Source organism: Micromonospora sp. L32 (assembly GCF_052068055.1).
GTDB lineage: Bacteria > Actinomycetota > Actinomycetes > Mycobacteriales > Micromonosporaceae > Micromonospora > Micromonospora purpureochromogenes.
On the sequence record NZ_JBQHDD010000004.1, the window covers coordinates 220,551 to 236,879 of the forward strand.

Consider the following 16,329-nt stretch of genomic DNA (forward strand, 5'->3'; position numbering starts at 1 on the left):
TTCGCCCGGGCCTGGGCCAAGGCGGTCTCGGGCACCAGCTACCTGCCGATGACCCAGGCGCAGCTGGAGCTGCTGCTGCAACGGCTCACCGAGCGGTTGGCCGGGGCACTGCGGGCCGAGCCGTTCGACCCGCGCGTCGGGCACCAGGTGGGCGCGGAGCTGGTCGCCGCCCACATCGCCTCGGCCGAGGGTCTCGGTCGCACCGTGGAGGTCATCCAGCTCCGCCTGATCCGCGACCTGGGGCTGGTCGCCGACGACGTCGAGGACCGGATGGCCCGGCTGCTGGCCACGGTCGCCACCGGGTACGCCCGGGCGCTGCGCGACCGGACGCTCGACGAGCAGGAGTCGATCCGCCGGGCCGCGACGGTGGCCCGGGCCCAGGCCGAGCGGGCGCTGCGCGACAGCGAGACCCGCTTCCGCCACCAGGCCACCCACGACCCGCTGACCGGCCTGCCCAACCGGGTCCTGTTCACCGAGCGGCTCACCGCGGCGATCGGCGCGCCGAGCCGGGGCGCCGACCGGGTGGGCGTCTGCTTCCTGGACCTCGACCGGTTCAAGGTGGTCAACGACTCGCTCGGGCACCAGGTCGGCGACGCCCTGCTGGTGTCGGTGGCGCGGCGGCTGCGCGCGGCGCTCGGCGAACACCTGCTGGCCCGTCTCGGCGGCGACGAGTTCGTCATCCTGGTCGAGCGCACCGCCCGGGTCGACGACGCGGTCGCGGTCGCCGAGGCGGCGCTGGCCGCGCTCGCCGAGCCGGCCCTGGTCGACGGGCACGAGCTGACCGTGACCGCCAGCATCGGCATCGTGGAGCGCCCGGTGGCCGGCACCACCCCCGGCGAGCTGATGCGGGCGGCCGACAGCACCCTGCACTGGGCCAAGGCGGCCGGGGGCGCCCGCTGGTCGGTGTTCGACCCGGACCGGCACCGCGCCGACCTGGCCCGGTACGCCCTCGCCGCGGCGATCCCCGCCGCGATCGACCGGGGTCAGTTCTTCCTCGACTACCAGCCGCTGACCTCGCTGCGCGACGGCACCTTGCTCGGCGTGGAAGCGCTGGTCCGCTGGCGCCACCCGGAGCTGGGCGTGCTCCGGCCGGGCAGCTTCATCGGGCTGGCCGAGGAGACCGGCCTGATCGTCCGGCTCGGCGGCTGGGTGCTCGCGGCGGCCTGCCGCGAGGCGGAGAGCTGGGGCGCCCGGGGCCCCTTCGTCAGCGTCAACCTGGCCGTCCGCCAGGTGCACCGGCCCGGCCTGGTGCAGGAGGTGCGCAGCCTGCTGGCGGCCACCGGCCTGCCGCCGGAACGACTCCAGCTGGAGATCACCGAGAGCACCATGATGAGCACCGCGGAGGAACCCGTCCGGGCCCTGCGGGTCCTGGCCGACCTCGGCGTACGGATCGCCATCGACGACTTCGGCACCGGCTACTGCAACCTGGCGTACCTGCGGGACCTGCCGGTGACCGAGCTGAAGGTGGCCGGGGAGTTCGTCACCGGGCTACGGTCGCCGGCGGTCGACCCGGCCAGCCGCACCGACGAGCGGATCCTCGCCTCGCTGGTGTCGCTGGCCCACGCGCTGGACCTGACCGTCACCGCCGAGGGGGTGGAGACGGCCGGGCAGGCCGAACGGCTGCGGGCGATCGGCTGCGACGCCGGCCAGGGCTGGTACTTCGGGCGGCCGGGGCCGGCCGAGGGCTGCCTCGGCCGCTCCCCCGCGCTGTCCACCGTGGCCGGTGTCGAGCCGGTCGCCTCACCCGGGTAGGGACGGCCCGGCGGCGGTACGCCGCGGCGCCCGGCCCGGCACCGGCAACTGGCTGTCGTCCCCGTTGAGGTACGTCAGCACCGCCAGCACCCGCCGGTTGTCGTCGTCCGACGGCGGCATCCGCAGCTTGCTGAAGATGTTGTTGATGTGCTTGCTGACCGCCTTCTCGGTGACGAAGAGCCGCGCGGCGATCGCCGCGTTGGACCGCCCCTCCGCCATCAGGCCCAGCACCTCGCGCTCACGGGCGGTCAGCTCCTGCAACGGCTCGGCCCCGGACCGGCTGGCCAGCAGTTGGGAGACCACCTCCGGGTCCATCACCGTGCCGCCGCCGGCCACCCGGCGTACCGCGTCGACGAACTGGGCCACGTTGGAGACCCGGTCCTTGAGCAGGTAGCCGACGCCACCGGCGCGGTCGGAGAGCAGCTCCCGGGCGTAGAGCTGCTCGACGTGCTGGGAGAGCACCAGGATCGGCAGGCCGGGGATCTCGGCGCGGGCTCCGATGGCGGCCTGCAACCCCTCGTCGGTGAAGGTCGGCGGCAGCCGCACGTCGAGCACCGCCACGTCCGGGCGGTGGGTGACCAGGGCCGACAGCACCGACGGTCCGTTGTCGACGGCCGCGACCACCTCGAAATCGAACGCCTCGAGGATGCGGGTCAGCCCGTCCCGGAGGAGGGCGAGGTCTTCGGCGATGACAACTCGCAAGGCAGCTCCATGGTCACGACTGTGGGCCCGCCGGGCGGACTGGTCACCACCATCGTTCCATCAAAGGCCGCGAGCCGTCGTCCGATCCCGGCCAGTCCGCTGCCCGCCGCCGGGTCGGCGCCGCCCCGGCCGTCGTCACCCACCACCATGGTCAGTCGACCGTCGCCGTAGCTCAGGTGGATCCAGGCTTGCGCGGCGCCGCTGTGCTTGGTGACGTTCGCCAGCCCCTCGGCCACCGCGAAGTACGCCGCGGACTCCACCGGCGCCTCCGGGCGGCCCGGCAGGTCCACCTCGACCGCCACCGGCAGCGGCACGGCCAGCGCGAGCGCCCGGACCGCACCGTCCAGGCCGCGCTCGGCGAGCACCGGCGGGTGGATGCCACGCACCAGGCCGCGCAGCTCGACCAGGGCCTGACCGCTGGTCTCCCGCGCCTCGGCCAGCAGCTTCCCGGCGGCGGTCGGGTCCTGCTCCAGCAGTTGCTCGGCCAGGCCGATGCTCATGCTCAGCGCGACCAGCCGGGCCTGCGCCCCGTCGTGCAGGTCCCGCTCGATGCGGCGCAGCTCGGCCGCCTGGGCGTCGACGGTGTCGGCCCGGGTGACGGTGAGCTGGCGGACCCGCAACGCCAGTTCCGCCGCCCGGGTGGGGGCCAGGAAGAGCCGGGCGAAGCGCAGGTGCAGCCAGACCAGCCAGGGGGCGACGGCCAGGCCGCCGAGCAGCAGCAGCCAGCCCTGCGGCAGCGCGGCCAGCGCCTCGGCCAGGTTGGTCATCGGCCAGAACAGGCCGTAGCCGTAGGAGTCGGCGATGAGGTAGACCAGCAGCGGCACCCCGAGCGAGCCCTCCAGCCCGTACAGCGGCAGGGCGAACGCGAGCAGGCACGCCCCGCCGGTGACCGCGCCGGGGACCAGCCAGGCGAAGTCCCGCCAGGTGGCCGGGTCGCCCACCACCCACCGGAAACGCCGCCAGGTGCCGAACTGCGCCCCCTCCGGCAGCGGCCGGTACGGCGTGGCGATGGGTACGCCGCCCCACCGGGCGAGCCGGCGCTGCAACCCGGTCGACAGCCGCACCAACGCCGTCGCCATCGGGAACAGCGCGAAACCGATGCCGAAGGCGGGGATGAGCAGCAGCGACACCAGCGACAGCACGAACAGCGCGACGTTGGTGGTCAGGGAGAGCACGGCGACGGCCAGGCCCTGGAGGGCGGCGGTCGCGCCGGGCCGGACCGTCTGGCGGGCGAACTCTCGTACGGGGCTGTCCACGGTTTCCATTCTCGGTCACGACCGCCCGGTGTTCGGTGGTGCTAGGACCACCGCCGTCGGGGACGTGGCACTCCTGTCCGCACGCCCGCCGGCCAGAAGGATCTGAGGCAGGAAGCGAACCCGATCCTCGGAGGAACCCGACATGTCCCGGCAAAGACTGGCCGGTCTGCCGTCCGGCCGACGCAGCAAGTACGCCCTGATCGTCTTCTGGCTGGTCCTCGTCGCGGTGGCCGGCCCGCTCGCCATCAAGCTGAGCGAGGTGCAGAACAACGACACGCTCGGCATGCTGCCCGCCAGCGTGGAGAGCAGCCGGGCCGTGGAGCGGGCCGAGGCGGCCTTCCCGGACTCGAAGAAGCCCGTGGCGATCGCCGTCTACGTCCGCGACAGCGGCCTCACCGACGCCGACCGCGCCAAGGCCGAGGCGGACCGGGCCGTCTTCGTCCGGTACGCCGACGGCGGCGCGGTGTCGCCCCCGGTGCCCAGCGAGGACGGGAAGGCGCTGCTGGTGTCCTTTCCGGTCGCCGGTGACGACACCCAGCGCCCGGAGGCGGTGACCGACGTCAAGGAGCGCCTCGCCCTCGACCAGCCCGCCGGCCTGCGCACCGCGCTGACCGGCGACGCGGCGGCGGAGAGCGACGTCCTCGACGCCTTCGGCGGGATGGACACCACGCTGCTGCTGGCGACCGCGGCCACCGTCGCGGTGCTGCTGCTGGTCACCTACCGCAGCCCGGTGCTCTGGCTGATCCCGCTGATCACCGTCGGCATCGCCAACCAGTTCGCCGGCGGCATCGTGTACCTGATGGCGAAGTACGGCGGCGTGACCGTCGACTTCCAGAGCCAGACCATCCTGACGGTGCTGGTCTTCGGCGTCGGCGTGGACTACGCCCTGCTGCTGATCGCCCGGTACCGCGAGGAGCTGCGCCGGCACGCCGACCGGCACGAGGCGATGCGCGTCGCGCTGCGCCGGTCGTTCGGCGCGATCTGCGCCTCGGCGGCGACCGTCGCGATCGGACTGCTCTGCCTGCTCGCCGCCGACCTGCCGTCCACCCGTGGCCTCGGCCCGGTCGGGGCGGTCGGCATCGGCGCCGCCCTGCTCGCGATGACCACCCTGCTGCCGGCGGTGCTCGTCCTGTGCGGCCGGTGGCTCTTCTGGCCGTTCGTGCCGCGCTACACGCCGACCGCCGTCAGCGCCGACGTCACCGCCGACCACGGGATCTGGCGCCGGATCGCGGGGCTGGTCGGGGGCCGTCCCCGCGCGGTCTGGATCGGCACCGCGGCGGCGCTCGTCGCGCTGACCTTCGGCATCGGCAACCTCAGCATCGGCCTGCCCAACGAGGAGTCCTTCACCTCCGAGGTCGGCTCGGTGACCGGCCAGCGGCTGATCGCCGCGCACTACCCGAGTGGTTCCGCGTCGCCGGCGGAGATCCTGGCCACCGCCGGTGCGGCCGACCAGGTGATCGCCGCCGCCCGGGCGGTGCCCGGCGTCGCCCGGGTCGACGAGCCGGAGCGCTCGCCGGACGGCGCCTGGGTACGGGTCCCGGCGGTGCTGGCCGACACGCCGGACAGCGACGCCGCGATGGAGACCGTGCAGCGGCTCCGCACGGCGGTGCACGAGGTGCCCGGCGCCCAGGCGCTGGTCGGCGGCAGGACCGCAGTGCTGGTGGACGAGGAGCGCATCGTCAGCCGCGACAATCGGGTGGTCATCCCGCTGATCCTCGCCGTCGTCCTCGTCATCCTGGTGCTCCTGCTGCGGGCGCTGGTCGCGCCGCTGCTGCTGATGGTGAGCGTGGTGCTGTCGTACGCCGCCGCGATGGGGGCCGCCGGCTTCGTGCTGGACGCGCTGGGCTACACCAAGCTCTTCGTGGGCATCCCGCTGCAGGCGTTCCTGTTCCTCGTCGCCCTCGGCGTCGACTACACGATCTTCCTGATGACGCGGGCCCGGGAGGAGGCGACGCAGCTGGGCCACCGGCCGGGCGTCCTGCGGGCGCTGACCGTCACCGGCGGCGTCATCACCAGCGCGGGGATCGTGCTCGCGGCCACGTTCGGCGCGCTGGGCGTGCTGCCGCTGGTGCCGTCGATGCAGACCGGGGTGATCGTGGCCGTCGGCATCCTGCTCGACACGCTGCTGGTCCGCAGCCTGCTCATCCCGGCGCTGGCGCTCGACCTGGGCGCCCGCACCTGGTGGCCGGGGAAGCTGTCCCGGCGGACCGCCCGGACCGCCCCGGCGACCCCGGCCGAGCGGGTGCTGGCCGGTCCCTGAGCCCGGGCACGACGCCGCGAGACCGGGCGGGCACGGGCGCGACAGCGTCCGTGCCCGCCCCAGCGCCGATCGCCACCAGGCACCCCGTCGACCACCGCGTCTTCCCGTGCCCCACACCGTGACTGACCGTGACGCCCGTGCCCTTGGATACGGCGAAGAGCGATATGCCTGTCAGGCATATTTATGACTGACAGGCATATCGCTCATCGGGAAATGTGCCGGCTCGGCGACGACCCGCCGGCTCGGCTCGCGGCCGCTGGCTTCGACGGTGGCCAGCGGCGCGGCACCGGGAGCTCGGGCGGCCGTTGCGGTGAGCCGGATCCCGGTTCCACACCCAGCCGATGAGCCGGGCCGCTCGTTCCACGCCCCACCGGCTGTAGCGGCCCCCAGAACCGGCCGGCGGGTGGTCAGCCGGCGAGCAGGGCGGCCATCCGCTGCGCCTGGGTCTCCCAGCGCCACTCCCGCTCCACCCAGGCCCGGCCGGCCGCCCCGAGCTGCCGGGCCAGGTCCCGGTCGGCGAGCAGGGTGGCCACCCGGTCGGCGAGCTGGGCGACGTCCCGGCCCCGCACCACGTACCCGGTCTCCCCCTCGCGGACCGCGTCCGGCGCGCCGCCGGAGTCGCCGGCCACCACCGGCAGGCCGGTCGCGGAGGCCTCCAGGTAGACGATGCCGAGCCCCTCGACGTCCAGGCCGCGGTTGCGGGTGCGGCACGGCATCGCGTAGACGTCACCGGCCGCGTAGTGCGCGGGCAGCTCGGCGGCGGGCACCGAGCCGGTGAAGACCACGTCGCGCTCCACGCCGGTGTGCCGGGCCAGCTTCTCCAGCGCCGCCCGGTACGGCCCGCCGCCGACCACCAGCAGCGCCGCGTCCGGCACCCGGCGGTGGATCTCCGGCATGGCCCGGATCAGCATGTCCTGCCCCTTGCGGGGCACCAGCCGGGACACGCACACCACCACCGGCCGGTCGGCCAGGCCCAGCCGGACGCGGACCGGCTCGCCGTCGACGGCCGGGTGGTAGGTGTCCACGTCGACGCCGGGAGCCAGCCGGTGCAGGTCGGTCACCCCGTGCAGCGCCCGTTCGAGCCGTACCCGGGTGTAGTCGCCGAGGTAGGTGACCACGTCGGTGCCGCGGCCGATCCGGCGCAGCGCGGCCCGGGCGGCGGGCAGCGCCGCCCAGCCGACCTCGTGGCCGTGGGTCTGCGCGACCACCCGGCGGATCCCCGCCCGACGGCGCAGCCCGGCCGCCAGCAGGCCGAGCGGGGCCGCGGCGCCGAACCAGACGGTGTCGCAGTCGTGCTCGCGGGCCAGCCGGGCGGCCCGCCGGGCCACCAGCGGGGTGGGCAGCAGCACCCGGGTCCGCTCCCGGACCACCTCGAAGGGCTGGTCGGCGTCGAACTTCGCCGCGCCCCGCCAGCTGGAGGCGTAGACCACCACGGAGCCGGAGGGCTGGCGGACGGCGAGGTTGTGCACGAACGACTGGATGCCGCCGGGGCGGGGTGGGAAGTCGTTGGTGATCAGCAGCGTCCGGCTCATCTGCCGGCCTCCCTGGCATAGGCGCGGGCGGCGGCCATCCGCTCCACGGTGGACGGGTGTGACGCCGACCAGAGGTACTCCCAGCGCGGCGGGTCGGGATCGGCCAGGTTGACCCCGGCCAGCCGGCGCTGCATCGCCTCGAAGGTGGCCGGGTCGCCGGTCAGCGCGAGGGCGTGCGCGTCGGCGCGCGCCTCGACCCGGCGGGAGATCAGCGCCTGCGCCGGCGCGGCGACCAGCCCGGCCACCGTCACCAGGGCGATCAGCAACGGGAACGCGCGCGGCTCGGCGACCGAGTCGACCCCGGCCAGCCGCAGCAGCGGCCCCCAGGAGCCCAGCAGGTAGAGCGCGACGACCGCGAGGGCGGCGCCGAGCGCGCCGGTGAGCGTGCCGGTCCAGACGTCCCGGTCCTTCGCGTGCCCCAGCTCGTGCGCGACCACGCTGGTCACCTCGGCCGGGGTGGCCTCACGCAGCAGGGTGTCGTAGACCACCACCCGCCGGGTCGGCCCCAGCCCGGAGACGTACGCGTTGACCGCCTTCGTCCGCCGGGAGGCATCGGCGACCAGCACGTCGCGCACCGGCACCCCGTCGCGGGCCGCCATCGCCATCAGCTCGGTGCGCAGCGGACCCTGCTCCATCGGGGTGAACCGGTTGAAGACCGGCTCCACCAGCACCGGCAGCACGAACGACAACAGCACGACCAGGCCGGCCGCCCCGGCGGCGCCGAACGCCCACCACCAGCGCGGGGCGAGCCGGGTCACGGTGTAGAAGCCGAGCAGCGCGATCGCACCGATGACGGCGCTGACCGCGTACGACTTAAGCAGGTCGACGGCCCAGCCGCTCCAGCCGTGGGTGCTCAGCCCGTACCGGGTGAGCACGGACTGCCGCCAGGCGGCGAAGGGCAGGGTGAGCAGGTCGGCGAGGAGCACCACGGCGAGCCCGCCGAGCACCGCGCGGGCGGTCCAGTGACCGCCGAAGGGGCGCCCGGCCAGCTCGACCAGGCGGGCGCCGAGCGGGGTGAGCCCGAGCAGCAACGCCACCAGCAGCCCGACCACCAGCGCGCCGTACGCGCCGGGGCGCAGCGCGGAGCGGAACTCGCGCGCGTGGGCCACCTGGTCGACGGGGAGTTCACCCAGCGCGGCGACCTGGTCGGCCCGGGGCGCCGGCGGCCGGCTCCACGGCACCAGCACGACGCTGGCGACCAGCAGCGCCAGCACCAGCCCGCCGAGGGTCAGCACCGCCCACCCGCGGGGGGTCACGCCGGCACCTCGTCCGCCGGCCCGCCGCCACCACGCCGTAACCGCGTCATGCCGCCGCTCCTCCCGCCGTGAGCGCCCATCCTATTGCCCGCCGCCGTCGGGGCCGGCCGACGGGAGCCGTGCCGGTGGCGGCGTGCTGGTCAGGCCACCCGGCGCCGGCGGGCGGCACGGGTCGGCGCGGCCTCGTGGGCCAGCACCGCCACGTCGAAGCCGGCCCGGGCGAACACCTCGACCGCCCGGAGCTCGGCCGGCCCGAGGTCGGCGGCCGGCGAGTCGGCGTCGAGCAGGGCGGTCACCAGGCAGCCGTTACAGCCGGCGCCCCGGATCCCGCACCTGTCGCAGTCGATGAGCATCGTGCCTCCCTGACGGAGTGCGGCGCGGCGGGGGCGACAGCCTGGTCACCACCCGCGCACCGTCGGTCAGGTCGGACACTAGTCACCGGGTACGACAGAACCGGACAACAGTGATCAAGAGTCAGGAACGGGCCAGCCGGCGCAGCAGCGAGTCCGCGCCGAGCGGATACGCGCCGTGCCGGCGCACGCCGTCGGCGACCTCGCGGTCCGACGAGACCACCACCACCGGCCGGCCGGCCGGCTCGGCCCGGACCAGGCGGCGGATCAGCTCGTCGGCGGTCTCCCCCTTGCGGGAGAAGAGCACCCGGACGCCGCGCGGGGTGGGCGGCAGCCCGTGCATCCGCTCCGCGCCGTCGAAGACCACGGTGACCTCGTCGCCGGTCTGCGCGGCGATCCCGCCCAGCCCGGTGATCAGCCGTTTGCGCTGCTGTTCGAGGGACATCTCGCCGAAGCCGCGCTTGGTGACGTTGTAGCCGTCCACCACCAGGTGCGCCCGGGGCAGGGCGAGCAGCTGGTCCAGCCGGGCCGGGTCGTCGGTGTCCCGGGCGCGGGCGGCGGTGCCGGCGGGCGTGACGGCCGACGAGTCGGCGAACGCGTCGGCCACGAAGTCGGCCGGCAGCTTCTCCACCGGGTCCAGCGCCAGCTCCCGGCGCAGCCCGACGGCGGCCTGGCCGATGGTCTCCAGCAGCAGCCAGAGCCGGGCGTCGTCGACCGAGCGGGCCTCCTTGGCGCTGGCCCGGGCGACCCCGGCCGCCGCCTCGGCCTCCGCCAGCCGGGCCCGCGCCCGGCGCAGCTCGGCGTCGCTGTCGGCGGCCGCCCGGGCCGCCCGGCCCCGCTCGGTGGCGAGCAGCTCGTTGGCCCGGCGTTCGCGCGCCTGCGTCTCCCGCAGCGTCCGCTGGACCTGGCGGTTCTCCTCCCGCAGCTGCCCCAGCTCCTCGCGGACCCGGGCCAGCTCGTCGCGGAGCTTCTCCGCCTCGACCCGGGCCACCGCCCGGTCGTGCTCGGCGCGGGTGGCCCGCTGCTCGGCCTCCCGGACCAGCTCGGCGATGACGGCGCTGTCCGCCTCGGCCCGCACGGCGGCGCCGCTGGCCTCGATCAGCTCCCGCCAGCCGCGGGGCCGGGCCAGGTACGCCAGCGCGGCCACCTCGACCGGGTCGGCGGCGGCCGGCGCGGTGCCCTCGACCACCGCGGCGCCCAGGTCGCCGGCGTCGGCGAGCACCCGCGCGGTGACCCGCTGGCGGAACAGCGGGTCGGCGGTGAGTTGGGCGGCGATCACCGGCGCGCCCAGCCGGGCGCGGCGGTTCGGGGCGAACTTGGCCACCCGGCGCAGCGGCACCGGCAACTCGTCGGCGGGCAGCCCGGGCAGCACCGCCGCGGTGAGCGTGACGATGCGCTGGCGGACCGGCTCGGGGAGGGTGGGCTCCGGCTCGGGCGCCCCCGCACCCGGTTCCGCTCCGCCCTCGGGCGCGGCGGTGGACGACCCCTCCTCCGGGAGGTGGTCGTCGTACGGCTCGGTGAGGGGCATGGGGCAAGTCTCCCACCGCGACCGGGCCCACCGCCGGGTGAGTGAGCCGATCTCTCATCCTAGACCGGCGGTGACGGCTGGGGCGCCTGCGACAGCAGTGTCGGACCGGCCCGCTAGCCTGCCGCGCGTGGCACCTGGCGAGTACGTCCAGCAGACGCTGGCCGGTCTGGATCCGACAGCGGGCGGCGGGGTGGACCCGGCGCTGCCGCTCTACGCGACGACCTTCGTGGTGGTCGACCTGGAGACGACGGGTGGCGCCCCGGACGGCGGCGGCATCACCGAGATCGGCGCGGTCAAGGTGCGCGGCGGCGAGGAGCTGGGCGTGCTGGCCACCCTGGTCAACCCCGGGGTGCCGATCCCGCCGTTCATCACCGTGCTGACCGGCATCACCCAGGCCATGCTGATCCCGGCCCCGCCGATCGAGCAGGTGCTGCCGAGCTTCCTGGAGTTCATCGCGGACGCCGTGCTGGTCGCCCACAACGCCCCCTACGACGTGGGCTTCCTCAAGGCGGCCTGCGCGAAGCACGGCTACCGCTGGCCCAACCCGCGGGTGCTCGACACCGCCGCCCTGGCCCGCCGGGTGCTCACCCGCGACGAGGTGCCCAACCGCAAGCTCGGCACCCTCGCCGCCTACTTCCGCACCGCCACCCAGCCCACCCACCGCGCGCTGGACGACGCCAAGGCCACCGTCGACGTGCTGCACGGGCTGATCGGGCGGCTGGGCGGGCACCGGGTGGACACGGTCGGCGAGGCCATCGAATTCGCCCGCGCGGTCACCCCCACCCAGCGCCGCAAGCGGCACCTCGCCGAGGGCCTGCCCAAGGTGCCCGGGGTCTACATCTTCCGGGCCGCCGACGACCGGCCGCTCTACGTCGGCACCTCCGGCGACATCGCCACCCGGGTGCGCAGCTACTTCACCGCCGCGGAGAAGCGGGCCCGGATCTCGGAGATGCTGGCCGCCGCCGAGCGGGTGGAGGCGGTCGAGTGCGCCCACCCGCTGGAGGCCGAGGTCCGCGAGCTGCGGCTGATCGCGGCGCACGCCCCGCCGTACAACCGGCGCTCCAAGTTCCCGGAGCGGATGGTCTGGCTCAAGCTGACCGACGGCCCCTATCCGCGGCTGTCGGTGGTGCGCAGCCTCGCCCCCGGCGACACCGCCTACCTGGGGCCGTTCCGCTCGAAGCAGGCCGCCGAGCTGGCCGCCGCCGGTTTCCACGACGCCGTCCCGCTGCGCCAGTGCACCCACCGGCTCTCGCTGCGCACGGTCACGCCGGCCTGCGCGCTGGCCGAGCTGGGTCGCTGCCCGGCGCCCTGCGAGCACCGGATCACCCCGGAGGAGTACGACCACCGCGCCGCCGCCCCGTTCCGTACGGCGACGGCCAGCGACCCGCAGGTGGTGGTCGACGCCCTGCTCGCCCGGATCGAGACGCTGTCGGCGGGCCAGCGCTACGAGGAGGCGGCGGTGGTGCGCTCCCGGCTGGCGGCGGTGCTGCGGGCGAGCGTACGCATGCAACGGCTGGCCGGGCTGACCCGGATCGCCGAGCTGACCGCGGCCCGGCGTGCCCCCGGCGGCGGCTGGGAGCTGGCGCTGGTCCGGCACGGCCGGCTCGCCGGGGCGGGGGTCTCCCCGCCCGGGGTCCATCCTCGACCGACCATCACCGCGATCCGGGCCACCGCGGAGACGGTGGAGCCCGGTCACGGGCCGGTGCCCCGCGCCTCGGCGGAGGAGACCGAACGCATCCTGTCCTGGTTGGAGCGACCGGAGACCCGGCTGGTGGAGATGTCCTCCGAGTGGTCCTCGCCGGTGTCCGGGGCGGGCCGCTTCCGCGACCTGCTGGCCAAGGCCGAGAACGGCGGATCCCACCAACTCTCGACCGAACGCTCATGAGCAAGTGACCGATCGGACGACGGTGACTGACTTAGGCTGTTAAGGGAGTGCAGTCCTGCCCGTTTCGTGGGCCTGCTTCCGGTTACCAGAGATGGTGATCGCGGAGCCGGGGTGAGGAGGTGTCCCTCGTGGACGTCGACGCCGGACACGGCGCCGCCCTGGGGGGCGCCCTCCCGACCCAGCCCGGGGAGCTGCCGCTGGCCCGCCGGCTGCGGTCACTGCTCACCTGGCCGACCAACGACACCGACCCGGTCAACCACCTGGTCCGCACCCACCGGGGCATCCACGCCAACGCCGAGACGTCGGTGCTGCGCCGGGCCTACACGATCGCGGAGAACATGCACCGCGGCCAGTTCCGCAAGAGCGGCGAGCCGTACATCACCCACCCGCTGGCGGTCGCCCAGATCTGCGCCGACCTCGGCATGGACACCACCACCCTGGTGGCGGCGCTGCTGCACGACACGGTGGAGGACACCCGCTACACGCTCCAGGCGCTCTGCGAGGACTTCGGCCGCGCGGTGGCCCACCTGGTCGACGGGGTGACCAAGTTCGACAAGGAGTTCTACGGCAACGCCGCCGAGGCGGAGACGATCCGCAAAATGATCATCGCGGCGGGCAAGGACGTCCGGGTGCTGATCATCAAGCTGGCCGACCGGCTGCACAACATGCGTACCCTCGGCGTGCGCTCGGCGGCGTCCCGCGAGCGGATCGCCCGCAAGACCCAGGAGGTGCTCGTCCCGCTCTGCGACCGGCTGGGCATCCAGACCCTCAAACGCGAGCTGGACGACGTGGTGCTGCTGCACCTGCATCCCGAGGAGCACGCCCGGATCGCCCGGCACGTGCACGACCGGCCCGGGTGGGACGCCTACCTGGACGACGTGGTCGCCCAGACCAGGACGGCGCTGCGCCGCAGCCGGGTCGACGCCGAGGTGAGACCCCGGCCGCGGCACCTCTACTCGATCTGGAAGGACACTGTCGCCGGTGGCCACACCGCCCCGTTCGACCTGCCCCGGGTCGTGATCGTGGTGGACGGCCCGCCCACCGACTGCTACGCCGCGCTCGGCGCGGTGCACGGGCGCTGGCGGCCCGTCCCCGGCCGCTTCAAGGACTTCATCGCCTCCCCGAAGAACAACCTCTACCGGTCGCTGCACACCAGCGTCTGCGGCCCGCAGGACCGCACCGTCGAGGTGCTGATCCGCACCCGCGAGATGCACCGCTCCGCCGAGTACGGCGTCGCCGCCGACTTCCGCTTCCCCCGCTCCTCCGGCGACGCGGCCCAGGCCGAGCAGCTGGCCTGGCTGCGCCGGGTGCTCGACTGGGAGCAGGAGGCCCCCGACCCGGCCCAGTTCCTCCAGTCGCTGCGCTGCGACCTGGCCGAGACCCAGATCCAGGTGGTCGCCGACGGCCGGCAGGTCGTGCTCCCGGCCGGGGCCACCCCGGTGGACTTGGCGTACGAGCTGGGCGCCGAGTGGGGTGACCACTGCCTGGCCGCCCGGATCAACGGCCGGCTGGCGCCGCTCTCGTCCGAACTGGACGAGGGCGACGTGGTGGAGATCTTCACGGAGAACGACGCGGAGAGCGGCTTCGAGGCCGACTCGGCGCCGCGCGGGCCCCGGCGCGAGTGGCTCGGCTTCGTCAAGTCGCCGCACGCGCAGATGCAGATCAGCCGCTGGTTCGCCGAGCACACCGAGCCGGGCATCTCGATCGCCGACAAGGTACGCCTCGGCCGGGCGACGATCGGGCTGGCGCTGCGCAAGCACGACCGGGGGCTGGCCAGCGACCTGCCGCTGCTGCGGCTCTCCGAGGAACTCGGCTACCCCGACCTGGAGACCCTGCTGGTGGCGGTCTTCGACCGGGCGGTCGAGCCGGATACCGTCGTCCGGCAGCTCATCGACCTGGTCGACCATCGCCAGTGATCCCCGCCCGGCCCAGCCGTCCCGGGGCGGGTGGTGGGGCCGGGGCGCGGGTGGGGGCCCGAGGGCCTAGCCTGGAGTCATGATCCCCCGCTCGCGCGCCACCGGCCGGGCCGTCGCCTACAAGGTCTTCTACCGCCTTCCGGTGGGGATGCGCCGCCGCCTGGTCCGGCTCGCCGTGCCGAAGTACGTCGTCGGCGCGGTCACCCTGGTCCGGGACAGCGAGGCCGAGGGGACCGGCCGGCTCCTGCTGCTGCGCCAACCGCCCGGGTACAGCTGGACCCTCCCCGCCGGCCTGCTCCAGCGCGCCGAGGCCCCGGTCGTCGGCGCCGCCCGCGAGCTGTACGAGGAGTCGGGCATCCAGCTCTCCCCCGACCGGCTCCGCCCGGCCGTGCCGAACGCCCTGGTGCACGCCAAGGGCTGGGTCGACATGGTCTTCGAGGCGGAGGTGCCGGCGTCGACCACCGAGCTGACGGTGGACGGCGCGGAGGTCTACGAGGCCGCCTGGCACCCGCTGGACGACCTGCCCCGGCTCAGCCGGGCCACCGCCTTCCTGCTCGGCCACTACGGCATCGGTCCGCTGGCCGGGCAGATCCCGCCCACCGGCCGAGCGGCGTGACCCCGATCCCCGACCGGCCGTCGCCCCGGCCGGCCGGTCACCCGGCGCCCGTGCCGCCGGCGGGGATCTGCGCCGTGGTGCTCGCCGCCGGCGAGGGGACCCGGCTGCGGCCGCTCACCGAGCGGGTGCCCAAGGCGCTCTGCCCGGTCGGCAACGTGCCGCTGCTGGACCGCGCGCTGGCCCGACTCGCCGGCCTGGGCATGGCCGGTCCCGGAACGGTCGCGGTCAACGCCAGTTACCTCGCCGACCAGGTGGTCGCCCACGTCGGCGCGCGGGCCCACCTCTCCGTCGAGCCGGACGGCCCGCTGGGCACCGCCGGGGGCGTGGGCAGGCTGCGGGACTGGATCGCCGGGCGCGGCGTGCTGGTCGGCAACGCCGACGCGTACCTCGCCGATCCGGCGGCCGCCCCCGGGCCGGACGTCGCCGCGCTGCTCGACGGCTGGGACGGGCGGAGCGTACGCCTGCTCGGCCAGCCCGCCGCGGACCCGGCGGCCCCCGGCACGTTCGACGGGCACGAGTTCACCGGGTTCTCCCTGCTGCCGTGGCGGCTGGTCCGGGAGCTGCCGGCGACCTTCGGCGACCTGGTCCGGGCGGTGTGGCGGCCGGCGGAGGCGGCCGGGGCGCTGGAGGTGGTGGCGTACCCCGGCACGTTCTACGACACCGGCACCCCGGCCGACTACCTGGCGGCCAACCTGCACGCCGCCGGCGACGGCGAACTGCTCGATCCCGGCGCCACCGTGACCGGCCGGGTGCGCCGCGCGGTGGTCGGGGCGGGCGCGGTGGTCCGCGGCGACGTGGAGCGGGTGGTGGTCTGGCCCGGCGCCACCGTCGACGAGGGCGAACGGCTGTGCGACGTGATCCGGGCCGCCGACGCGCTGACCGTGCCGGCGGCCTGAGCGGCCCGCGCCGGACCGGTCCTGCGCCGGCCGGTGAACATCTAGCATGAGCCACGACGTCGACGAACGGAGAAGCGTCCAGTGATCACCGCGATCGTCCTGATCGACTGCGCCACCGACTCGATTCCCGAGGTGGCCGAGACCCTGGCGAACCTGCCCGGCGTCAGCGAGGTCTACTCGGTGGCCGGGCACGTCGACCTGATCGCCATGGTCCGGGTCCGGGAGTTCGAGCAGATCGCCCAGGTCATCGCCGGCAGCATCTCCAAGGTGCCCGGCGTGCTCAACACCGAGTCGCACATCGCGTTCCGGGCGTACTCCCAGCACGACCTGGAGGAGACGTTCGCGATCGGGCTGGCCGGCGCCGACTGACCGGTGAACGC

The 16,329-nt window shown here is 75.1% G+C and carries 13 protein-coding genes; 7 read left to right on the top strand and 6 right to left on the bottom strand.

Going from position 1 to position 16,329, the window contains the following annotated elements; genetic code table 11:
* Positions 1-48: 48 nt before the first annotated feature.
* A complete protein-coding gene (locus ACTMTB_RS12910; RefSeq protein ID WP_441145912.1) occupies positions 49-1,752 on the top strand; it encodes a putative bifunctional diguanylate cyclase/phosphodiesterase in 1,704 nt (567 codons plus the stop codon).
* Here the strand turns inward: ACTMTB_RS12910 and ACTMTB_RS12915 are convergent.
* Together ACTMTB_RS12915 and ACTMTB_RS12920 are read right to left on the bottom strand one after the other, a co-directional pair.
* On the bottom strand, positions 1,741-2,454 hold the full coding sequence (locus ACTMTB_RS12915) for a response regulator transcription factor (protein ID WP_334573163.1): 714 nt from the start codon (positions 2,452-2,454) through the stop codon (positions 1,741-1,743). The two genes, ACTMTB_RS12910 and ACTMTB_RS12915, sit on opposite strands and share 12 nt — an antisense overlap.
* Positions 2,406-3,710 carry a histidine kinase gene (locus ACTMTB_RS12920; RefSeq protein WP_441145319.1) on the bottom strand — a complete coding sequence of 435 codons (1,305 nt, stop codon included), beginning with the start codon at positions 3,708-3,710 and terminating at the stop codon, positions 2,406-2,408. The genes ACTMTB_RS12915 and ACTMTB_RS12920 overlap by 49 nt, the downstream gene beginning before the upstream one ends.
* A 142-nt stretch (positions 3,711-3,852) precedes the next feature.
* Between ACTMTB_RS12920 and ACTMTB_RS12925 the strand changes: the two genes are divergently transcribed.
* A complete protein-coding gene (locus tag ACTMTB_RS12925; protein ID WP_441145321.1) occupies positions 3,853-5,970 on the top strand; it encodes an MMPL family transporter in 2,118 nt (705 codons plus the stop codon).
* A 407-nt stretch (positions 5,971-6,377) separates the two neighbouring features.
* Here ACTMTB_RS12925 and ACTMTB_RS12930 read toward each other — a convergent pair whose 3' ends face one another.
* From ACTMTB_RS12930 to ACTMTB_RS12945, 4 genes are all read right to left on the bottom strand, one after another.
* Positions 6,378-7,502, bottom strand: a complete 1,125-nt coding sequence (locus ACTMTB_RS12930; RefSeq protein WP_441145323.1) for a glycosyltransferase family 4 protein — start codon at positions 7,500-7,502, stop codon at positions 6,378-6,380.
* Positions 7,499-8,758 carry a M48 family metallopeptidase gene (locus ACTMTB_RS12935; protein WP_441145325.1) on the bottom strand — a complete coding sequence of 420 codons (1,260 nt, stop codon included), beginning with the start codon at positions 8,756-8,758 and terminating at the stop codon, positions 7,499-7,501. Before ACTMTB_RS12935 ends, ACTMTB_RS12930 begins: the two co-directional genes overlap by 4 nt.
* Positions 8,759-8,898: 140 nt before the next feature.
* The gene (locus tag ACTMTB_RS12940) at positions 8,899-9,111 is read right to left on the bottom strand and encodes a hypothetical protein (RefSeq protein ID WP_154943950.1); all 213 of its coding nucleotides are present in this window, start codon (positions 9,109-9,111) and stop codon (positions 8,899-8,901) included.
* Positions 9,112-9,232: 121 nt separating this feature from the next.
* Entirely contained in the window at positions 9,233-10,636 is a 1,404-nt protein-coding gene (locus ACTMTB_RS12945; protein ID WP_441145327.1) for an NYN domain-containing protein, read from the bottom strand.
* A gap of 127 nt (positions 10,637-10,763) precedes the next feature.
* On the opposite strand from ACTMTB_RS12945, the gene ACTMTB_RS12950 reads away from it, so the two are divergent.
* The 5 genes from ACTMTB_RS12950 to ACTMTB_RS12970 all read left to right on the top strand — a co-directional run bounded on the left by ACTMTB_RS12950 (position 10,764) and on the right by ACTMTB_RS12970 (position 16,318).
* Entirely contained in the window at positions 10,764-12,521 is a 1,758-nt protein-coding gene (locus ACTMTB_RS12950; RefSeq protein ID WP_210776390.1) for a DEDD exonuclease domain-containing protein, read from the top strand.
* Between the two features lie 128 nt (positions 12,522-12,649).
* Complete coding sequence (locus tag ACTMTB_RS12955; RefSeq protein ID WP_441145914.1) at positions 12,650-14,437, top strand: RelA/SpoT family protein; 1,788 nt, start codon at positions 12,650-12,652, stop codon at positions 14,435-14,437.
* A 79-nt stretch (positions 14,438-14,516) separates the two neighbouring features.
* Entirely contained in the window at positions 14,517-15,053 is a 537-nt protein-coding gene (locus tag ACTMTB_RS12960) for an NUDIX hydrolase (RefSeq protein WP_441145330.1), read from the top strand.
* A gap of 50 nt (positions 15,054-15,103) precedes the next feature.
* Entirely contained in the window at positions 15,104-15,949 is an 846-nt protein-coding gene (locus ACTMTB_RS12965; protein WP_441145916.1) for a sugar phosphate nucleotidyltransferase, read from the top strand.
* Between the two features lie 81 nt (positions 15,950-16,030).
* Positions 16,031-16,318, top strand: coding sequence for an Lrp/AsnC family transcriptional regulator (locus tag ACTMTB_RS12970; protein ID WP_210776388.1), 288 nt, complete (start codon positions 16,031-16,033; stop codon positions 16,316-16,318).
* Positions 16,319-16,329 lie beyond the last annotated feature (11 nt).

Coding starts and splice junctions, on each gene's coding strand:
- ACTMTB_RS12930 (WP_441145323.1), bottom strand. CDS start 7,502: ATGAGCCGGACGCTGCTGATCACCAACGACTTCCCACCCCGCCCCGGC.
- ACTMTB_RS12910 (WP_441145912.1), top strand. CDS start 49: ATGACCCAGGCGCAGCTGGAGCTGCTGCTGCAACGGCTCACCGAGCGG.
- ACTMTB_RS12925 (WP_441145321.1), top strand. CDS start 3,853: ATGTCCCGGCAAAGACTGGCCGGTCTGCCGTCCGGCCGACGCAGCAAG.
- ACTMTB_RS12940 (WP_154943950.1), bottom strand. CDS start 9,111: ATGCTCATCGACTGCGACAGGTGCGGGATCCGGGGCGCCGGCTGTAAC.
- ACTMTB_RS12945 (WP_441145327.1), bottom strand. CDS start 10,636: ATGCCCCTCACCGAGCCGTACGACGACCACCTCCCGGAGGAGGGGTCG.
- ACTMTB_RS12960 (WP_441145330.1), top strand. CDS start 14,517: ATGATCCCCCGCTCGCGCGCCACCGGCCGGGCCGTCGCCTACAAGGTC.